This window comes from Cupriavidus necator A5-1 (assembly GCF_000744095.1).
Lineage (GTDB): Bacteria > Pseudomonadota > Gammaproteobacteria > Burkholderiales > Burkholderiaceae > Cupriavidus > Cupriavidus necator_A.
On the sequence record NZ_JQLI01000001.1, the window covers coordinates 2,913,928 to 2,932,226 of the forward strand.

The 18,299-nt window shown below is 65.0% G+C and carries 15 protein-coding genes; 7 read left to right on the plus strand and 8 right to left on the minus strand.

Annotated elements, in window-relative coordinates; translation table 11 throughout:
* Positions 1-188 precede the first annotated feature (188 nt).
* The gene (locus K307_RS12935; RefSeq protein WP_042878701.1) at positions 189-1,148 is read left to right on the plus strand and encodes a substrate-binding domain-containing protein; all 960 of its coding nucleotides are present in this window, start codon (positions 189-191) and stop codon (positions 1,146-1,148) included.
* Positions 1,149-1,461: 313 nt separating this feature from the next.
* Here K307_RS12935 and K307_RS12940 read toward each other — a convergent pair whose 3' ends face one another.
* The 4 genes from K307_RS12940 to K307_RS12955 all read right to left on the minus strand — a co-directional run bounded on the left by K307_RS12940 (position 1,462) and on the right by K307_RS12955 (position 5,956).
* Positions 1,462-1,698, minus strand: a complete 237-nt coding sequence (locus tag K307_RS12940; protein WP_155301139.1) for a hypothetical protein — start codon at positions 1,696-1,698, stop codon at positions 1,462-1,464.
* A 526-nt stretch (positions 1,699-2,224) separates the two neighbouring features.
* Positions 2,225-2,857 (minus strand): response regulator, encoded by a 633-nt coding sequence (locus K307_RS12945; RefSeq protein WP_042878705.1) that lies wholly within the window; start codon positions 2,855-2,857, stop codon positions 2,225-2,227.
* On the minus strand, positions 2,854-4,863 hold the full coding sequence (locus K307_RS12950; protein WP_051974850.1) for a response regulator: 2,010 nt from the start codon (positions 4,861-4,863) through the stop codon (positions 2,854-2,856). Before K307_RS12950 ends, K307_RS12945 begins: the two co-directional genes overlap by 4 nt.
* A gap of 226 nt (positions 4,864-5,089) precedes the next feature.
* A complete protein-coding gene (locus tag K307_RS12955) occupies positions 5,090-5,956 on the minus strand; it encodes a LysR substrate-binding domain-containing protein (protein ID WP_042878707.1) in 867 nt (288 codons plus the stop codon).
* Between the two features lie 125 nt (positions 5,957-6,081).
* Here K307_RS12955 and K307_RS12960 point away from each other — a divergent pair, with 125 nt between their 5' ends.
* From K307_RS12960 to metC, 4 genes are all read left to right on the plus strand, one after another.
* Positions 6,082-6,669 carry a hypothetical protein gene (locus K307_RS12960; protein WP_042878708.1) on the plus strand — a complete coding sequence of 196 codons (588 nt, stop codon included), beginning with the start codon at positions 6,082-6,084 and terminating at the stop codon, positions 6,667-6,669.
* A 107-nt stretch (positions 6,670-6,776) separates the two neighbouring features.
* Positions 6,777-8,399, plus strand: a complete 1,623-nt coding sequence (locus K307_RS12965; RefSeq protein ID WP_042878709.1) for a rhodanese-like domain-containing protein — start codon at positions 6,777-6,779, stop codon at positions 8,397-8,399.
* A 44-nt stretch (positions 8,400-8,443) separates the two neighbouring features.
* Entirely contained in the window at positions 8,444-9,442 is a 999-nt protein-coding gene (locus K307_RS12970; protein ID WP_051974851.1) for a Bug family tripartite tricarboxylate transporter substrate binding protein, read from the plus strand.
* A gap of 20 nt (positions 9,443-9,462) precedes the next feature.
* On the plus strand, positions 9,463-10,680 hold the full coding sequence (gene metC / locus K307_RS12975) for a cystathionine beta-lyase (RefSeq protein ID WP_051974852.1): 1,218 nt from the start codon (positions 9,463-9,465) through the stop codon (positions 10,678-10,680).
* A gap of 37 nt (positions 10,681-10,717) precedes the next feature.
* Here metC and K307_RS12980 read toward each other — a convergent pair whose 3' ends face one another.
* On the minus strand, positions 10,718-11,623 hold the full coding sequence (locus tag K307_RS12980) for an NAD(P)-dependent oxidoreductase (RefSeq protein ID WP_042878710.1): 906 nt from the start codon (positions 11,621-11,623) through the stop codon (positions 10,718-10,720).
* A 35-nt stretch (positions 11,624-11,658) separates the two neighbouring features.
* On the minus strand, positions 11,659-12,642 hold the full coding sequence (locus tag K307_RS12985; protein ID WP_042878711.1) for an aldo/keto reductase: 984 nt from the start codon (positions 12,640-12,642) through the stop codon (positions 11,659-11,661).
* A 111-nt stretch (positions 12,643-12,753) separates the two neighbouring features.
* On the opposite strand from K307_RS12985, the gene K307_RS49420 reads away from it, so the two are divergent.
* Both K307_RS49420 and K307_RS12995 read left to right on the plus strand, forming a co-directional pair.
* Positions 12,754-13,464, plus strand: coding sequence for an MlrC C-terminal domain-containing protein (locus tag K307_RS49420; RefSeq protein ID WP_268989194.1), 711 nt, complete (start codon positions 12,754-12,756; stop codon positions 13,462-13,464).
* A gap of 384 nt (positions 13,465-13,848) precedes the next feature.
* Positions 13,849-14,829 carry a Bug family tripartite tricarboxylate transporter substrate binding protein gene (locus tag K307_RS12995; protein WP_051974854.1) on the plus strand — a complete coding sequence of 327 codons (981 nt, stop codon included), beginning with the start codon at positions 13,849-13,851 and terminating at the stop codon, positions 14,827-14,829.
* A gap of 82 nt (positions 14,830-14,911) precedes the next feature.
* Here K307_RS12995 and K307_RS13000 read toward each other — a convergent pair whose 3' ends face one another.
* Both K307_RS13000 and K307_RS13010 read right to left on the minus strand, forming a co-directional pair.
* Positions 14,912-16,234 carry an IS110 family transposase gene (locus K307_RS13000; protein ID WP_042878714.1) on the minus strand — a complete coding sequence of 441 codons (1,323 nt, stop codon included), beginning with the start codon at positions 16,232-16,234 and terminating at the stop codon, positions 14,912-14,914.
* A gap of 472 nt (positions 16,235-16,706) precedes the next feature.
* The gene (locus tag K307_RS13010; protein WP_051974855.1) at positions 16,707-18,266 is read right to left on the minus strand and encodes an amidase family protein; all 1,560 of its coding nucleotides are present in this window, start codon (positions 18,264-18,266) and stop codon (positions 16,707-16,709) included.
* Positions 18,267-18,299: the final 33 nt, after the last annotated feature.

Consider the following 18,299-nt stretch of genomic DNA (forward strand, 5'->3'; position numbering starts at 1 on the left):
TGCAGGGATGACCGACTTCAACTGACTTACTCCCGGATTTCTGACCAAGGTCCAACCGAAAAACCAAACCGAACTTTAACGGCTGTGGCCGCGCTTTTGCTGACGGCAGGTACAAACACCTAGGCGCGTGCGAGAATGGCGCGCGGGTAATCGATCAGAAAGCGATCAGAAAGTCGGAGATGGGGCGCATGGGTCGGATCCTGGTGGTCTGCTTGGTTGGCTTGCTGGCAGTCATGCACCACACCGTGGCCGGCGCCACGGAGATTGGCGTCATCCTGGCGGGCAACCGCAGCCAGTTCTGGCAGGTGCTCGCCGAAGGCGTGCGCAAGGCCGCAAGCGACGCGAAGGTCAACGTGATCATCCGCGCGCCCAATGAGGATGACCCGCAGGCCATCCGGGACAACCTGCAAGTGCGGATGATCCAGTCCATGCTGGAGCGCAAGGTGGACGGCCTGATTCTCGCGCCGATGCCGGTGGCGGCGCCCGCGACCCCTCCCATCATTGGCGTGCCCTTCCTCCTGGTCGACAGGGAGGGCGCCGATTACTCCGCGCCCCTGGTCGCCACGGACAACTACGCCGCTGGCCGCCGGGCTGCGCAAACCCTGCGCGGCGCCCTGCCCCACGGTGCCCGCATCGGCGTCTTCCGCGTCGCGCGGGATCTGCAGGCCACCACCGCACGCGAAAACGGGTTTATCGCCGCCGCCACGGAAATGGGTTTCCGGGTGGTACTGCAAACCTACCTGGGCTATGACATCCGGGGCATGCAGACCGCTGCCGCCGCGGCACTCGCAAAGCACGCGCAGGCGCTCGATGCCGTGTTCACGCCGCATGACATCTCGACCTTCAGCGTGGTGCGTGCGATCAACGCGCTGCCGAAAGGCAAGCGCCCCCTCCAGGTCGGTTTTGACTATTGGCCGAGCTTTGCGCCCAGCCTGCGCAACGGCGAACTCCACGCCATCGTTATTCAGCGGCCATTTAACATGGGCTATGAGGCCATGCGCGAGCTGGCCGAATCCATGCGGGCGAACCGGCCGCCGCGTCATATCCGGATCGGCACGCTCGTGGTGACGGCGGCACGGCTCGACGATGCCGATGTACGCGAGGAACTTGCGCGCTACGAGAAATCGCCCAAGGCACCGGGCCAATGAGGTGATGACCAGCGCTGTCAGGGAAATCCGAAGTGCAATTCAGTGCTGACTGACTGGCCGGCCACAACGGCGCCTCCGATAATCGCCACATAACAAGCTCTGATATGCGAAGAGCCGGCCGCAGGGATCAACGCAACGCCAGGACGACGGCGCATCAAGCGCCGCAATGCGTGACTGTGCCGGCTTTGGGCCCGTGCGTGGGGGCTTTGGGACGGCATACGGCTAGCCCGAACCGCGGGGTAGCCAGCCGTCCCCCTCTCTCCCTCTCTCCCCTTTCTCTTATCGGCACCCGCGAGGGTGAATGAACTGCAGGCTAGCAGGGCAGGAAACACGCCCGCGCCGCCTCGCTGGGCGTCAGGCCTGAGCGGAAATATATCCGCAGTCGTTCCAGCGTGAGGTAGTCCGGCACGTAGGCACTGGATACCAGGCCGGATCTCAGTGCGTATTCATGCAGGGCTGCAGCCCAGGCGTAGATGTCGAAGGGTGCCGTGGCCGCACCCTCCGGGCCCGCGCCACTGTCGGCGCCGTACCCGTCTTGGTCGTCAAACAAGCCAGTCCCCTGAAAAAACGCCGGATCATGCATCCGGCGCGCTGGTCGGCGATGCCGTGCCCGGGGCGCGGTTGCGTCACGCGCCCTGCCTCTCGCGCCTTGCCTCACGCACCATAAGCGGCCGGCCCCGCCCTGCTCGTCACTGGCGGAAAGACATACCAGGCCCCGTCGCCATGCCTGAAAAATACGATCGATAGCGTGCCTGTGACGCGGTCGGATTCCACGCATACGAATCGACTGCCGCACTCTCGCAGCCGCCCCACCGAGGCGACTCGCGGTGGATTCGCCACGGCTGGTCCCAGCCATTTATCCACCATCGACCGCAATGACTTGTCTGCTCCCATGCTTGCTCCACTTGCCTCCACTTGCGGGCCGCCCCGGCACTACCGGCCGACGTTGCAGCTTCCGTGATTCCATCGTATGCCGCGGGAGCGGCCACCGCATTCAGCGGACGATGAAAGCACGTTCAGCACTCCCTGAATCAATCGTAGGAAAATCCTGACACCGGCCGGCTGGGTGGCGCCGCCTACTCCTGCGTGAAGCCGTGCTTGATCGCATAGCGGATCAGGTCGGCGTTGTTCTGCAGGCCCAGCTTCTGCATCAACCGCATCTTGTGGGTGCTGATGGTCTTGGCGCTCAGCGAAAACGACTCCGCAATTTCGTTGACAGTCTGGCCGGCGGCGAGCCGTTGCAGCACCTGGAATTCCCGGTCCGAGAGCACCTCGTGCGCCGGAGCGTCTTCACCGCGCTGGTGAAAGACCATGGCGTCGACCAGCGCAGGGTCGATGAACTTGCCGCCCGCGGCCAGCTTGCGGATCGCCCCTAGCAGGATCTCCGGGTCGCTGTCCTTGGTCACATAGCCCCATGCCCCGGCACGCAGCGCCCGCGAGGCGACCTGTGCTTCGTTGTGCATGCTCAGGATCAGGATGGCAAGATCGGGCCACTCGGCCCGCACGCGGCGGATCAGGTCGATGCCGCTGATGCCCGGCATGGTCATGTCGAGCAGCAGCAGGTCGAACTCGCCGGCGCGCAATTGCTCGAGCACCGCGCCACCGTCCGCGGCCTCGGCCGCGACCACCACATCGGTGGTGGTGGCCACGATCTGCTTCAGGCCACTGCGGACGATGGCATGGTCGTCCGCAATCAGAACTCGAATCATGCTGCACTCACTTGGCGGGGGATATGAATGGAAACGGTGGTGCCGTTGCAGCGCTGGCTGTCGATATTCAGGCTGCCGCCGATCATGCGGGCGCGCTCGCGCATGCCGAGCAGGCCGTAGGAATCGCCCTGCAGCGCGGCCGCCACTTCAAAGCCCTGCCCGTCATCGCTGACGCACAGCAGCAGCCCGTCGGGCCGGTTGCTCAGTGACACCGTTACCCGCGCGGCGCGCGCATGGCGGGCGGCATTGGTCAGCGACTCCTGCACGATGCGGAACGCGGCGGTCGCCACCGCATCGTCCAGCTGCGGCTCGGGCCCGTCGACGGTCAGCCGGCAATGCGCGTGACGGCGGCGCCCGAAGTCTTCGGTGAGCCATTCCAGCGCCGACACGATGCCGTAGTTCAGCGCAGCCGGGCGCAGGTGGCTGGCCACATGGCGGACCATGCTGATGGTCCGCTCGACCAGCTCGCGCATCTCGTCGGCCTTCTGCTCGGCGGCATGGTTGCCGGCGATTTTCATGCGCAGCAGCGACACATCCATCTTCAGCGCGGTGAGCAGCTGGCCCAGCTCGTCATGGATTTCCAGCGCGATGCGCTTGCGCTCCTCCTCCCGCGCGGCCTCCAGGTGGCCGGACAGTTCCCTGAGCTGCTCGCGCGAGGCCAGCAGCTCCTGCTCGATGCGCTTGCGCTCGGTAATGTCCTGGAGCGTGCCGACCAGGCCGATGCAATGGCCTGCCGCGTCGCTGCGCTGCTCGGCCTGCCACTGCACGATATGATCGCACACGCCCCGATACCTGAGACGCACGTCAATGCTGGCGCTTCCCGGCGCTTTCATCAGCTGGCTGAGCGTGGCCAGGATCGTGCGCCGGTCCTCCACGTGCACATGACGCAAGAGTGCGCGCAGCGACCGGACCCGGCATTCGTCGACGCCCAGGATCCGACACATCTCCCTGGACAGTCGCACCGCGCCGTCCGCGGCGCTCCACTCCCAGTCGCCCAGCCGCGCCAGGCGCTGCGCATTCGCCAGGCTTGCCTCGCTGGCGACCACCTTCAGTTCGGCACGCTTGCGGGCGGTGATGTCGTACAGGCCGACGCAGGCGGCCGCGGTCTCGCCAAATGTGATCAGGCTCGTCGTGACGACGACCCAGAACGCGGTGCCATCGCGATGGCGCGCCTCGATCTCCAGCCCCGTGATCCGGCCATCGCGACGCAATTCCTGTACGGCCGCCCGCCGGGCTTCGGCATTGGCATAGCATTCCCGGATGTCAAACCCGGTTGCCTGCGCCTCGGTCAGCCCGAAGAGGTCACGGAACGGCTGGTTGCAGAACAGGATCCGGCCTTCGTCGATCGCGGTGATCACGAGCGGTACCGGACTGGATTCGACGATCGAGCGGAAGCGGGCTTCGCTGGCCGAGAGCGCCGCCTCCGCGCGGCAGCGCTCGGAGATCTCCTGCGTCAGGCTTGCGTTGGCCCGCGCCAGCGCCTGGGTGCGCTGTATGACCCGGTATTCGAGTTCGTCGCGCGCGCGCATCGCCTCCTGCTGCGCCGCACGTCGGATGGCGATCTCTTCCTGCAGGCTGGCGTTCTGCTGTGCGAGCCGGCGGTGCATGATCCGCAGCGACAGGTGCGTATTGACGCGCGCCATGACCTCGGCCAGCTGGAATGGCTTGATCACATAGTCGACGCCGCCCGCCGCGAAGGCGTCCATCATGTCGGCGGTGGCCGACAGCGCCGTCATGAAGATCACGGGGATATCCCGCGTTTGCGCCATCGCCTTCAGGCGCCGGCAGGTCTCGAGCCCGTCCATGCGCGGCATCTTGACGTCAAGCAGGATCAGATCGGGCTGGGAAAAACCGGCGCGCTCCAGCGCTTCTTCACCATCCTGCGCGACGAGCACGCACATCCCCTGCGCCTCGAGGTGCTGCGCAACGATGGCGATATTGGCGGGCACATCGTCCACGATCAGGATGGTGCGCCGCACTTGCGGCTCGTCGGTATCTTGACCCACGGTTGCTTGGCTGACGTTATTGCGGGTGCAGCATATCATCGCATCCCACTACCCCACATGGCCTCAAAATCACTCCCTTAAATCAAGGGTTTCCTGAACGGAAAATAGGGAAATCCTTACCCCATCGCCGCCATCGCGACGCACATATCGATGCGCAATCTTCTTCGTTCCCCTGCCGCGCATGCCGGCCTACGATCTCGCCTTCCAACCTGACCACAACACCCACTCAGGCACTGACCAGCCCCCGCTGCAACGCCGTCTTGAGCATCGAAAACACATGCCGCGCCACCGGATTGACCGCATTGGGCCGCGCCCACAGGTAATACGTCACGTCCGGCAGGCGCGGCAGTCCGTCGCTCTCGCCCAGGATGCGCATATCCGGGGCCAGCAGGTCGATGCTGCGCGCCGTAACACCGAGTCCGCCGCGCAGCGCGGCCTTGATGCCGATCAGGCTGGGCGCGAGGTAGGCGATGCGCCACGGCACCCCGGCCTGCGTCAGCGCGTCCAGCGACAGCTTGCGGAACAGGCTCGGCTCGTCGGCCAGGATCAGCGGCACCGGCGTGCCGCGCTCATAGACAAAGTCCGCCGCGCAAACCCAGATGGTGGGCGTGGTGCGCAGCGCAATGCCGTCAAGCGAAGTGTCCTCGCGCGTGGAAACGGTCAGGTCGATCTCGCCGCGGCGCAGCGACTCCATCAGGAAGGGGCTGCGGCCCACGTGGATTTCCAGTCGCAGCGCCGGCGAGGTGCGGGCGATATGCGACAGCAGCACCGGCAGGATGGTGTCGGCCACGTCGTGCGGTGCACCGATCCGCACCGAACCGGTCAGGTCGCCTTCGCGCAGCACGCGCAGCGCTTCGTCGTTAAGGGTAAGCAGTTGGCGCGCGTATTCGACCAGCTTCTTGCCGTGGCGGGTCAGCTGCTTGCCGCGGCCGTGCTTCTCGAACAGCGTCAGGCCGAGCTGCTCCTCGAGCCGCTGCATCTGCTGCGTGACCGCCGACTGGGTGCGCTGCACGTTCCCGGCGGCGGCGCCGAAGGTCTCGTGGTCGGCGATGGCCACCAGGGTGCGGAGCAGGTCAAGGTCGAGGTTACGCATTCATTAGAGCTGCTAATGGGTTTTCGTCAGGCATTAAGTGGTTTTCAGGGCAGGTGTTCATTACAGTGAAACAAGAAACATCGTTCTACCCCTCAAAAACAGAGATTGCAAGGATCGACCCCGCTATGTCCATCGCACAACAACGCCAGGCAGCCGTAGGAGACGCCATCGAATCCATTAGGGAAATCGTAGCCAGGAGCGGTGTCACGCGCGACGCCCTGGCCGAGGTCCTGACCCGGGTCGAGGACCTGGCGGCCCGCACCGAACTGTGGAACGAGGCCGACTACCCGCCGCCGGAGCCGGGCGAGCGCCAGGCGCGCTACCTGATCGCCGAGGACGCCGGCCAGACCTACGCGCTGTACCTGAACGTGATGCGCCCGGGCAAGCGCATTCCGCCGCACAACCATACGACCTGGGCCTGCGTGGCGGGCGTGAGCGGCATCGAGTTCAACGACGTCTATGTGCGTACCGACGACGGCAGCCAGCCCGGCGTGGGCACCCTGGCTTTCTCGCACACGGTGGAAGTCGGGCCGCGCCATGGCATCGCGCTGCTGCCGGACGACATCCATTCCGTGGAGATCCGTGGCGAGGACGTCATCCGCCACCTGCACATGTATGGCCGCTCGCTGGAAACGCTGACCGAGCGCCTGTCGTTCGACCTGGAAACCGGGCGTTGCCAGGTCATGAGCGTGGGCGTGCAGACGCGCCGCTGACCTGAGCTGATCCGGGCGGCGCTTCTCCATTCCCGCCGCCCTCCCCGACATGCAAGCCGGTTCCCTTCCCCGCGCGGGAAGGACGGCCCCCTTTTGCCCGGAATTCCATGCCGACGCCTTCCTTCACCACCGTCGATGCCGTCACGCTCAAGGGCTGGCTGCACGATGCCGACGAAATCGCCCTGTTCGACGTGCGCGAGCACGGCCAGTACGGCGAAGGCCACCCCTTCTACGCGGTGCCCCTGCCCTACAGCCGGCTCGAACTCGATGTCGGCCGGCTTGCCCCGCGCACCGATGTGCGCATCGTGCTGGCCGACGACGGCGACGGCGTGGCGCCGGCCGCCGCCCGGGCGCTGGCCCGCCTCGGCTATACCCGCCTGTTCGTGCTCGACGGCGGCATGCCCGCCTGGCGCGCGGCGGGCTACACGCTGTTTGCCGGCGTCAACGTCCCGTCCAAGACCTTCGGCGAACTGGCCGAGCACCACTACGGCACGCCGCGCGTGTCGGCCGACCAGCTTGCCGCGATGCAGGCCGGCCGCGCCGGCACGCGCGTGCCGGTGGTGCTCGATGGCCGGCCTGCCTCCGAATTCCACAAGATGAACATCCCGGGCGCGATCTGCTGCCCCAACGGCGAACTGGCCTACCGGCTGCGCGACCTGGTGCCCGATGCCGAGACGCCCATTGTCATCAACTGCGCGGGCCGCACGCGCAGCATCATCGGTGCGCAGTCGCTGATCAACTTCGGCGTGGCGAATCCGGTCTATGCGCTGGAGAACGGTACGCAGGGCTGGTACCTGAACGATTTCAGGCTGGAGCATGGCGGCACGGCGCGCTATCCGGACCACGCCACCCCGAGCGGGCTCGATGACGCGCGCGCTGCCGCCCGGGCGCTGGCGCAGCGTTTTGCGGTTCCGCATATCGCGCCGGCACAGGCCGCGGCCTGGCTGGCCGATCCGGCACGCACGACCTTCCTGTGCGATGTCCGTACCGCCGGGGAATTCGCGGCCGCCACCCTGCCCGGTGCCCAGCACACCCCCGGCGGCCAGCTGATGCAGGCGACGGACCAGTACGTGGGTGTGCGGCGCGCGCGCCTGGTGCTGTTCGATGCCGATGGCGTACGTGCCCCGGTCGTCGCGAGCTGGCTGCGGCAGATGGGCCATGACGCGGTCGTGCTGGAAGGCGGCCTGCGGGCCGGCCTGGACGCGGGCATTGCAGCCATTTACGGGCCGCAGGAGGAGGTCGTCGCGCCGCCCGCCGTCGAAGCCGCCGCGCTGGCCGCCGGGCTGCAGAACCGCTCGATGCTGGCGCTGGACCTGCGCGGCAGCATGGCCTACCGGGCCGGCCATATCGCCGGCAGCCGCTGGTCGATCCGCCCACGCCTGGCACAAGACCTGGCCGGGGTGCCGCACGACACCACCGTCGTGCTGATCGGCGCCGCCGACGCCGACGATCCTGCCGAACTCGCCCTTGCCGACCTGCGCGCGCTGGGCTTTGCCGACGTCCGCCGTTTGCGCGGCGGCCTCGCGGCCTGGCAGCGCGCCGGCTATCCGCTTGCCGAGGGCGCGCACGCGCTGCCCGACGCGCGCTGCATCGACTTCCTTTTCTTCGTGCACGACCGCCATGACGGCAACAAGGCGGCGGCACGGCAATACCTGGCCTGGGAAACCAACCTGGTCGGCCAGCTCGATGCCCAGGAGCTGGCGACGTTCCGCTTCCCGCCCGCCGCCTGATTGGTTCCTTCTCCCCTGTCCCATACAAGAACGAGGTCGCCCCCATGTCACGCATTCCGCAGTTCCTGTCCGCATTGCTCTCGCTTACCCTGCTCGGCGCCGGCCCGGCGGCTTCCGCGCAACAGCCGGTGGCGCCGGTGGGCGGCTTTCCGTCGCAGCCGTTGCGGATCGTCTCGCCGTTCCCGGCCGGGGGCGGCAACGACGCGGTCACGCGCATCGTTGCCACGCGGCTGTCGCAGGTGCTCGGACAGAGCGCGGTGACGGACAACCGCGGCGGCGCCGGCGGCAATATCGGCACGCGCTATGTGGCCGAGGCCAAGGCCGACGGCTACACGGTGCTGACCTCGCAGGTATCGGTGATGGCGGTCAACCCGACGCTGTACCGCGCGCCGGGCTTCGACCCCGTCAGGCAGTTCGTGCCGGTCACGCAGATCAATGCCGCGCCGCTGGCCATCGTCGTCGCCGCCGATGCGCCGTGGAAGACCTTTGCCGAACTCGCCACGCAGGCCAGGGCCCAGCCGCAGAAGATCACCTACGCCACGCCCGGCAACGGTACGTTGTCGCACCTGGTGGGCGTGGTGCTCGACAAGGACAGCGGCGTGTCGCTGCAGCACGTGCCGTACAAGGGCGCCGGGCCGGCGATCAATGACTTGCTCGGCGGCCAGGTCGACGTGCTGGTCACGTCGACCTCGTCCGTGGCGGGCTTTGTCCAGGCCGGCCGCATGCGCGTGCTGGCGGTGACCAGCCCGCGCCGGCTGGGTGTGTTTGCCAAGGTGCCCACGCTGGAAGAACTCGGCTACCGCAATGCGCGCTTCGAGGACTGGTATGGCTTCTTCGTGCCCGCCGGCACCGCGCCGGAACGCGTGGCGCTGCTGAACCGCGCCATGGTGCAGGTGCTGCAGATGCCCGAGGTCGTGAAGCTGATCAACGACGGCGGCAGCGATGTCATCGCCAGCAGCCCCGAGGCCTTTGCCCAGCAGCTGAAGCAGGACATCGCGCGGTGGTCGCAAATCGTGAGGCTGTCCGGCGCCCACGTCGACTGAGCTACCGGGACACGCCAGCCATGACGCATTCGCTCCCCACCCGGCTGGCGCACGCCGGCCGCATGTCCAACGTGCCCGGCGGCCAGCCAGTCAATCCGCCTGTCGTGCGCGCCAGCACCGTGCTGTTCGAGTCCGTGGCGCAGCAACGCGAAATGCGCGCCCGCCGCGACCATGACCGCCTCTTCACCTACGGCGCGCGCGGCAACCCGACCAACTTCGCGCTGGAAGACATGGTGACGCTGCTCGAAGGCGGTTACCGTACGCGCCTGTTCCCTACGGGACTCTGTGCCGCGGCGATGGTGATCCTGGCCTATGTGCGTCCCGGCCAGCACGTGCTGCTGCCTGACTGCGTCTACGAGCCGGTGCGCAACCTGGCCAGCGGCTTCCTGCGGCAGCATGGCATCGCCACCGACTTCTACGCGGCCGACGGCTCGGACCTTGCGGCGCAGCTGCGGCCAGAGACGCGACTGGTCTATGTCGAGGCGCCGGGCTCGCTGGCCTATGAAATGTGTGACCTGCCCGCCGTCGCGGCGCTGGCGCATGCGCACGGCGCGCTGGTCGCCGCCGACAACACCTGGGGCTCGGGACTGCTGTACCGGCCGCTGGAACTGGGTGCGGACATCTCACTGATGGCCGCGACCAAGTACCTGAGCGGCCATTCCGACGTGATGATGGGCACGGTGTGTACCACCGAAGGCGCGTGGGCCGAGCTTTCCGCTACGGCCGATGCCTTCGGCATGACGGTGAGCCCAGACGACGCCTACCTCGTGCAACGCGGCATCCGCTCCCTTGGCGCACGGCTCGCGCAACACCAGGAAAGCGCCATCGCCGCGGCAAGCTGGCTGCGCGCCCGGCCCGAAGTCGCGCGCGTGTTCTGCCCGGCACTGCCGGACGATCCCAACCACGCGCTGTGGCTGCGCGACTGCCATGGCACCAACGGCCTGCTTTCGTTCACGCTGCGGAGCACGGCACCGGTGGCGGCGGAGCGCTTCGTCGACAGCCTGCAGTTGTTCGGCATCGGCGCCTCGTGGGGCGGCTTCGAAAGCCTGGCGGTGCTGGCCGATATGCGCCGCGCGCGCAGCGTCACTGACTGGTCTGGGCACGGGCAGATGATCCGGCTGCATATCGGTCTGGAGGGGGTTGGTGACTTGCTGGCCGACCTGGAGCAGGCGTTTGCGGCGATCGTGGATCTTGGGAACGAGAAAGGGGACGCGCGCGCCGATACCCATCATCGGTAATCGGCGGCACGCGGACCAGGTACCGGCCGGCACGATGTCAGGGCTTCTCCGCTGGCTGCGCGCGCACCCCGGCTTCGCTCAACGCGCAAAGCGCCATGGCTGACCAGTCATGTTCGGCCCCGATGCCTTGTGCGCGCACGGCGAGAAAGCGATCGCGAACCAGGCTGGCAAGCGGCAGCGGAACACCGAGCGCCTCGGCAGCCGCCAGCATCAGCCGATTGTCCTTCTGGCCCAGCGGCAGCGCAAAGCCCGCCGGCTGGAAGCGCTGCGAGGCGATCATCGGGCCATAGATCTTGTACGGCGGCGCGTTGAAGTTCGCGTTCGTCAGCAGCCCGACCAGGTGCTCCGGGTCGATCCCTGCCTTGCCCGCCACTGCGCAGGCTTCGCCCAGCGTCTCGATGATCACCGACAGCATGAAATTGCCGATCAGCTTCACGAGGTTGGCCTGCGAAGGGTCTGCGCCGACGATACCGACGGACTGCCCAAGGTGTTCCAGCAGTGGCACCGCGACTTTCAGATGCTCGTCAGCGCCTGCGGCCATGATGAAGAGCTTGCGCGCGGCGGCGGCGTCGGGCCGGCCGAACACAGTCGCCGAGACAAAGCCAGAACCGGCCACACGGTGCCGGACGGTGAGATCCTGCGCCGTATCCACGCCGATCGTGCTGAGCGAGATATGCAGCGCGCCCGGCTTGAGGCCGGCGAGGATCCCCGTCTCGCCAAGCGTGACCGCAACGAGTGCCGTGTCATCGGCCACCATCGAAAAGACGACGTCGGACTGATCCGCAGCCTGCGCGGGACTTGCCGCGACCGTGGCCCCCGCCTTGCGCAGGGGTTCGGTACGTGCGGGATTGCGGTTGAAGACTTGCACCTTGAACCCTGATTCGAAAAGGTTCATGGCCATGGCAGCACCCATTGCGCCAAGGCCGATAAATCCGATCTGCATGATGAATCTCCTGATATTGAAATTGAACGGCCGTGCTACCGCAGCGACGGCGCCATGAATTCCGGACCGACCGCATCGGTCACATGTTGTGCGAGCAACGCATCGATGTCGGCCATGTCCTGTGCGCTCAGCTTCCATCCGAATGCGTCGCCGATGCCGCGTAGCTGGTCGGGGCGGCGCGCGCCCCACAGCGCAATCGTCGGTCCCTGGTCGAGGATCCAGCGGATCGCCAGCGCCAGCACCGATTTGCCATGGCGCTCGCGAGCAAGACCTGCGAGCGCATCGACGGCCGCCAGGTACTGTGCGAAACGGGGCTGCCGGAACTTGGGGTCCGAATTGCGCAGGTCATCGCCGTCGAACGAGGTGGACGCGTTCATCCGCCCGGACAGCAGGCCACGGCAGAGCGCACCGTAAGCCAGCACGGCAAGCTCATGCTTGCGCGCATACGGCAGTACGTCAGCTTCGATCGCGCGCTCGAACAGGTTGTACGGGGGCTGGACTGCCGCGAGCTTCGTGGCCGTCGAGACTGCGTCCATCTGCCTTGGCGAGTAATTGCTGACGCCGATGGCGAGGATCTTGCCTTCGGCGCGAAGTTTCTCCAGCTCAGCCGCGGTGTCTTCGAACGGCACCAGCGTGTCCGGCCAGTGCACTTGGTACAGGTCGATGTAATCGGTGCGCAAGCGGCGCAATGAATCCTCTATTTCCTGCCGGATGCGCGCGGGTGTGGCGTTGCGCCGCACGCCGCCATCGCCCCATTCGAGCGCGACCTTGGTCGCGATCACCGCATGTTCGCGCATGCCGGTCAGCGCCTTGCCAACCACTTCCTCTGAATGGCCGAAGCCATATACCGGTGCGGTGTCGATCAGGTTGATGCCATGATCGAGCGCACTGCGAATCGTCGCCACGGAGGCGTTGTCGTCAGTTCCGCCCCACATCCAGCCGCCTATCGCCCAGGTGCCCAGCGCAATGCGCGATACCGGGACAGGGATGCCTTCAATACGTGTGGTTTCGACATTCATGCTCAATCACTCCAAATAGGTGCTTAGCTGCAAGCGTCGGGCTGCGCTTTACCGCCGCCCGGGACGCGTACAATCTAGCTCATATATCGTTGAGCTGAATTCAACGAGTCATTGAAGCCCGCATACCTGGCACGGCACGGACGGCCGAGGAAGCCGGACGACCTGATGCGCCCCTCGTGCATCCGGATGCGCATCGGCGACAACTCGCTGTATCGGTGGGCGCTTGGCAATGGCCGGCAGACACTCGAACTCGACGTGCCTGGATCGATGAGTGCGAACGAATCCGACACGTTTGTCGATGCCGCGCTGAACGGTGTCGGGCTCGCGTATTGCCTCGAGCGCCGCGTTGCCGACGAGATCGCGGCCGGCCGGCTCGAAGTGGTGCTGCCGAAATGGGCGGTCGCCGGGCCGCCCATGGTGATGTATTACCCCAGCCGCCGGCAGACGCTGCCAGGTCTGCAAGGCGTTGGACGCCGGGGGCAACTGGCCGGATGCAGCTTTAACCTGGGCCCGTCGGTCCTGCTGCGAGTGGGAGGCGTGCAGGTCGTGGTGATCACCAACCGCCATCAATGCCACGAGCCCATGTTCCTTGAGATGTTCGGCATCGATATCGCAGCGGCACGCACGGTGGTGGTGAAATCGCGCGGCCATTTCCGCGCTGCCTTCGACGAGTTCTTCGCCCCCGAACAGATCTTCAGCGTCGACGCCCCGGGCCTGACCTCGCCCGTCTTGTCGCGCTTCGACTTCCGGCGGCTGCCCCGCCCAGTCGTCCCGCTGGACGCCATGACAGAGTGGACGCCGCACATCCGCCTGCTGAGCTGACCGCTCCCCCACTCGCCTTCGGTTCGCCATGCACACTACCAACCATGCGTGTGCGACCGGCGCGCAGTTCCCCGAGTATCGGGCGCTTTCCGGCGATGGCCAGTTGGCAGCCTGGGAGCGCTTCCATGGCTGGTGAGACCAGCCAGTACACACGCATGGGTCTTCCGGGCAGCGTATGGTGGACTGCATCGCCAGCCATCCCGAGGAGATGGTCCATTTGTCGGTCAGTGAAGTGGCCGATCGCACCGGCGCCAGTGAAGGGAGCGTGGTCGGCGCTCTATGAGGGTGCATAGCCGCAGAGGATCTGGCACGGACGTTGCGTCATAGACCGCCGCTGCAAACTGGTTGCAGCCTCAGTGGAGTTTGAGCTTTCGGGAGCGTCCGATGAAGAAAGTAGTTGTACGTCGGGCAGCCTTGGCGCTATCCATTTGCGTACTGGCTTTCAGTGCTGGTACTGCGCTGGCGCAGGCATATCCATCCAGGCCGATCAGACTGGTGGTGCCATTTCCGCCGGCCGGTGCAACGGATGTCTTGGGCAGAGCGATTGCCCAGAAGTTGTCCGAAGGACTCGGCAAGCCAGTGACGGTGGAGAACCGGCCTGGTGCAGGCAGCACCATTGGCGCAGACCTCGTCGCCAAGGCGGCGCACGATGGCTACACTCTGCTACTGGCGTCCGGTTCGCTTGCCATCGCATCTAACCTCTACAGCAAACTCAGCTTCGATATCCTGAAGAGTTTCACGCCGATATCGCTGGTAGGCCATGTACCCCATATGCTGGTCGTGAACCCTTCGGTCCCGGCGAATTCGGTTAAGGAACTGGTCGCGCTGGCCAAAGCCAGGCCCGGCCAGTTAAGCGCCGCTTCGCAGGGAAACGGCACGCTGTCGCACCTTGAACTGGAAATGTTCAAGATGTCCACGGGTGTCGACATACTGCATGTCCCTTATAAGGGCAGCAATAACGTCATGCCCGATCTGCTTGCCGGCAATGTCTCGGTGTTCTTCGACAGCGTTCCGTCGTCCATGCCGCTGGTGAAAACCGGCAAGCTCAAAGCACTGGGGGTTGTCGGGACCGAGCGCTTGCCCGCGAGTCCGGATATCCCGACGCTGACCGAAGCCGGGCTGCCCGGATTCGAAGTCAAGAACTGGTTCGCGCTACTTGCGCCGGCCGGCACACCCAAGGAGATCGTGGAGCTGCTCAACGCGCAGGTGCAAAAGGCCGTTGCATCTCCGGACTTGGTTGCGCGGTTGGCAAGTCAGGGCGTCATCTTGGAGGGTGGCACATCGAAGCAGCTGGCGGCAATGATGCAAAACGACGTAGCAAAGTGGGGCAAAGTCGTAGAAGCCGCAAACGTGCACCTGAACTGAATGCAGCGGACATGCATCGGGGACCCGGCCGCAAGGCTCTGCACTTCAAGCTCTCAAGAAACAGAAGTGAAGGTGGCTGTGTTCATGCGGCCACCTCTATCGGATTGACCTGAAACCCGAGGGCCGCGGCACGGCGTTTGAGGGCGGCAATATTGCGCTGGCGCTGCTGCTCCTCATAGTGCTGCTGGCCCTGGTCGACGAAGGCTTCGCCACGCGTGAGCATGAAGTACACCATCCGCGCGAGTTTATGGGCGACAGCGGTATTCGCGCGCGGTTTGTCCATGCGGGCGCACAGCCGGCGATAGAACGCGCCGAGCGCCGAGTCGCTGTGCGACAGACTCATGGCGGCCATCTTCAATGCCTGGCGCGCCCGGTTCGCCGAGCGCTTGGTGCCCGAGGCCAGCACCTTGCCGCCGCTGATCTTGGTGCCGGGGCACAGGCCTAGCCACGAACAGAAATGCTTGACATTGGCGAAGCGGCTGAGGTCCGTGCCGATCTCCGAGAGGATCTTCAGCACGGCAGTCGCGCCCAGTCCATTGATGCGCGTGAGGTCCACGCCCGCCCAGTTGGTCATGACCTGGCGGACATCGAATTCGGCACGCAGCTTGCTGCCGGCTCGGGGGACTTTGCCCAAGTCGATCTGGCACTGGCCCAACTTGCCCAGCAAGGCCTGCAGCTTCGTCTCGCACTCGGCCAGATGCCGTGCAATGTGGTCGTACATGGCCAGCGCCTGGGCGAGTACAAACAGATGCTCTTCGCGCCAGTTACCCGTCAGCGCCCGGGTGACTTCCTCGGCGCTGGCCTTGACGCGGCTGTGACGGTGGCGCGCCAGTACCTTTGGATCGCGCTCGCCGGCCACGATGGCGCGGATGATGGCCTGTCCGGTCATACCCATCACATCGGTGAGCACCTCGGTGAGCTGGATGTTCATCTGCACCAGTGCCTTTTGTATGCGCTGCACCCAACTGGCCTGCTCGGTGAGCAGCACTTCGCGCTGGCGGGCCACTGCGCGCACCACACACACCTCGCTGTCGGGGCGCCAGGCCGCGCGCAGCAACCCCAGGCTCATCAGCCTTTGCAGCCATTGGCAGTCCTGCACGTCGCTCTTGCGTCCGGGCATGTACTTCATCTGCCGTGCATCGACCAGCCAGACCTTCAGCCCGCGCTGCTCCAGCACTTCGTACACCGGGATCCAGTACACCCCGGTGGATTCCAGCGCCACCGTGTCGACGCCACATGCAATCAGCCAGTCGGCCATGGCGTTGAGGTCGTCAGTCATCGCGCCGAATTCGCGCACCGGGTCGTCAGTCGCATGGCGGGGCACGGCGACCCAGTGGCTCGATGCGCCGACATCGATCCCCGCCGCGTTGGGAAATACCTCGTCTTCTCGCTTGCGCATGGCCATGGCTTGCTCCAAGATCGTCAGTGAACGGCAGCGCCATGGGAAGCGTCGATTTCGACTCGATCTCTCAAACGGGATGCGCATCGCTGCGCTCACCACTGTCGCCGACGATTCCCGGACCAGGCTCAATAACGGGCTCACCCAGCAGCGAGGCCAATCGCTGCGAGCTCGCACCAATGGGTTATCGGTCATCTCGGCGCTGCCGTTCCCCTTTATAGTCGTTTCTTCGCGAACGCCGGGCACAGGCATGGGCATGGGCTCGGGAAGCTCAATAGCGTTTGAGCGACAGTATCTCGAAGGCGCGGCTGGGGCTTCAATCTGCGTAATGGCCATCCGAACGAAGTGGCTCTACCTGTCCACCGCAGATCACAACGGCATGATGGTTTCGTTTATCCAGTCCAGCTTCAAGGGCTTCGGATCGGGGAGCAAGCACCGTTGGCATGGGACAGGCCGCGCAGCAGAGCGGGCCATCGCTTTAAAAATGGGTTCTTAGTCGTTGCGCGCTAAGCCCCGGGGTGGAAGCAGGCATCTTGCGCGCGAGGGCCGCCTGCTCGAAACCATACGCGTATCGGATGAGTTGAGGTTCGCTCCACGGGCGACCGAGAAACTCCAGGCCGACAGGCACGCCGCGCGGGGCCTCCTCGGTGGGAGAAGAGAATCCGGCAGGAACCACAACGGCCGGGAATCCGGTCAGTGAAGCCAGAATGCCGTTGCGTTCTCTTTGGTCATACTCTCCAATCGGCACGGGCAGGCGCTTCTGATGCGGATAGATCATGGCATCGAGGTGGTTCTCCGCCATCACGTTCACCACCCGGATCTTGAGCGCGTCGATCTTTACCAGCCGGTCCTTGTAATCAGGCTCATTCAGGCCATTCTCGATGCCTTTGGCGGACTGCAGGAATTTACTCAGGCTCGGATGCGTTTTCCCGCTGGCGACGATGTCGTCCAGAGAATGTGCGGGAGCATTGTTTCCGACCGCCGCCAGGTACCGGTTCATGACGCTCTTGTATTCGTATTTCTGAACATCAAGTTGGCTGTTCAGCTTGTCGGTATCCAGTTCGGGAGTCGAGATTGGTACAACGACCGCTCCATTTTTCTTCAGAATATCAATCGCATGCGCCATGACGCGATTGACTTCCTCATGATCCGGCCCTGTCCCGAACAGGGATTGCATCACACCGATCCGCACGCCTTTTAGCCCGTTTTTATCCAGGTAGGCCGTATAGGTCCCGGGGATATGGCCCCAACTCATTGCGGTCACCGGATCCGTTTGATCGTACCCCGCCATGACGTCCAGCATGCGGGCGGCATCAGCCACCGAACGCGTGATCGGCCCTGCCTCGTCCTGCGTGAAGGAAACCGGCACAATACCCGAGCGGCTGACCAATCCAAGCGTAGGCCGAATAGACACGAGGCTATTGTTGGAAGCCGGGGAACGCAGCGAATTTGCCGTATCCGAGCCGGTTCCGATGGTGGCGAAATTGGCAGCCAGTGCCGCCCCGGTGCCGCCGCTCGATCCGCCCGGTGTCAACTTGAGGTCGTAGGGATTCTTCGTCTGCCCGCCCAACGAACTGACCGTAACCCCGCCCAGCGCGAATTCCTGAAGATTGGTCTTGCCGAGAATCACGGCACCACTTCTCTTTAGCCGGCCCACGACGAATGCGTCTTCGGTGGGCCGCGAACCAGCCAGCGAAGCCGAGCCTGCGGTCGTCGGCATGTCGGCAGTATTGTAATTATCCTTCAGCACCGTTGGAATGCACTGGAGTGGTTTCAATTTTCCGCTGCGGCGGAATTCGCGATCCATTTCATCCGCCTGGGCAAGCGCATCTAGATTTATGTATAGCATGGCATTCAATGCCGGACCCTGCTTGTCATACGCCTGAATCCGGTCCAGATATTGCTTGACCAGCTCATGGCAGCTCAAACGTCTGTTCTTCATCGCTTGATGAATGTCAGCGACGGAGGACTCCATTATGTTGAAGGATTTTTCGGAAGAATATGCTGTGAATGGCAGGATTCCAGACAGCAACGTCATCGCACTTGCCGCGCATCGTATCGAAAAATAATG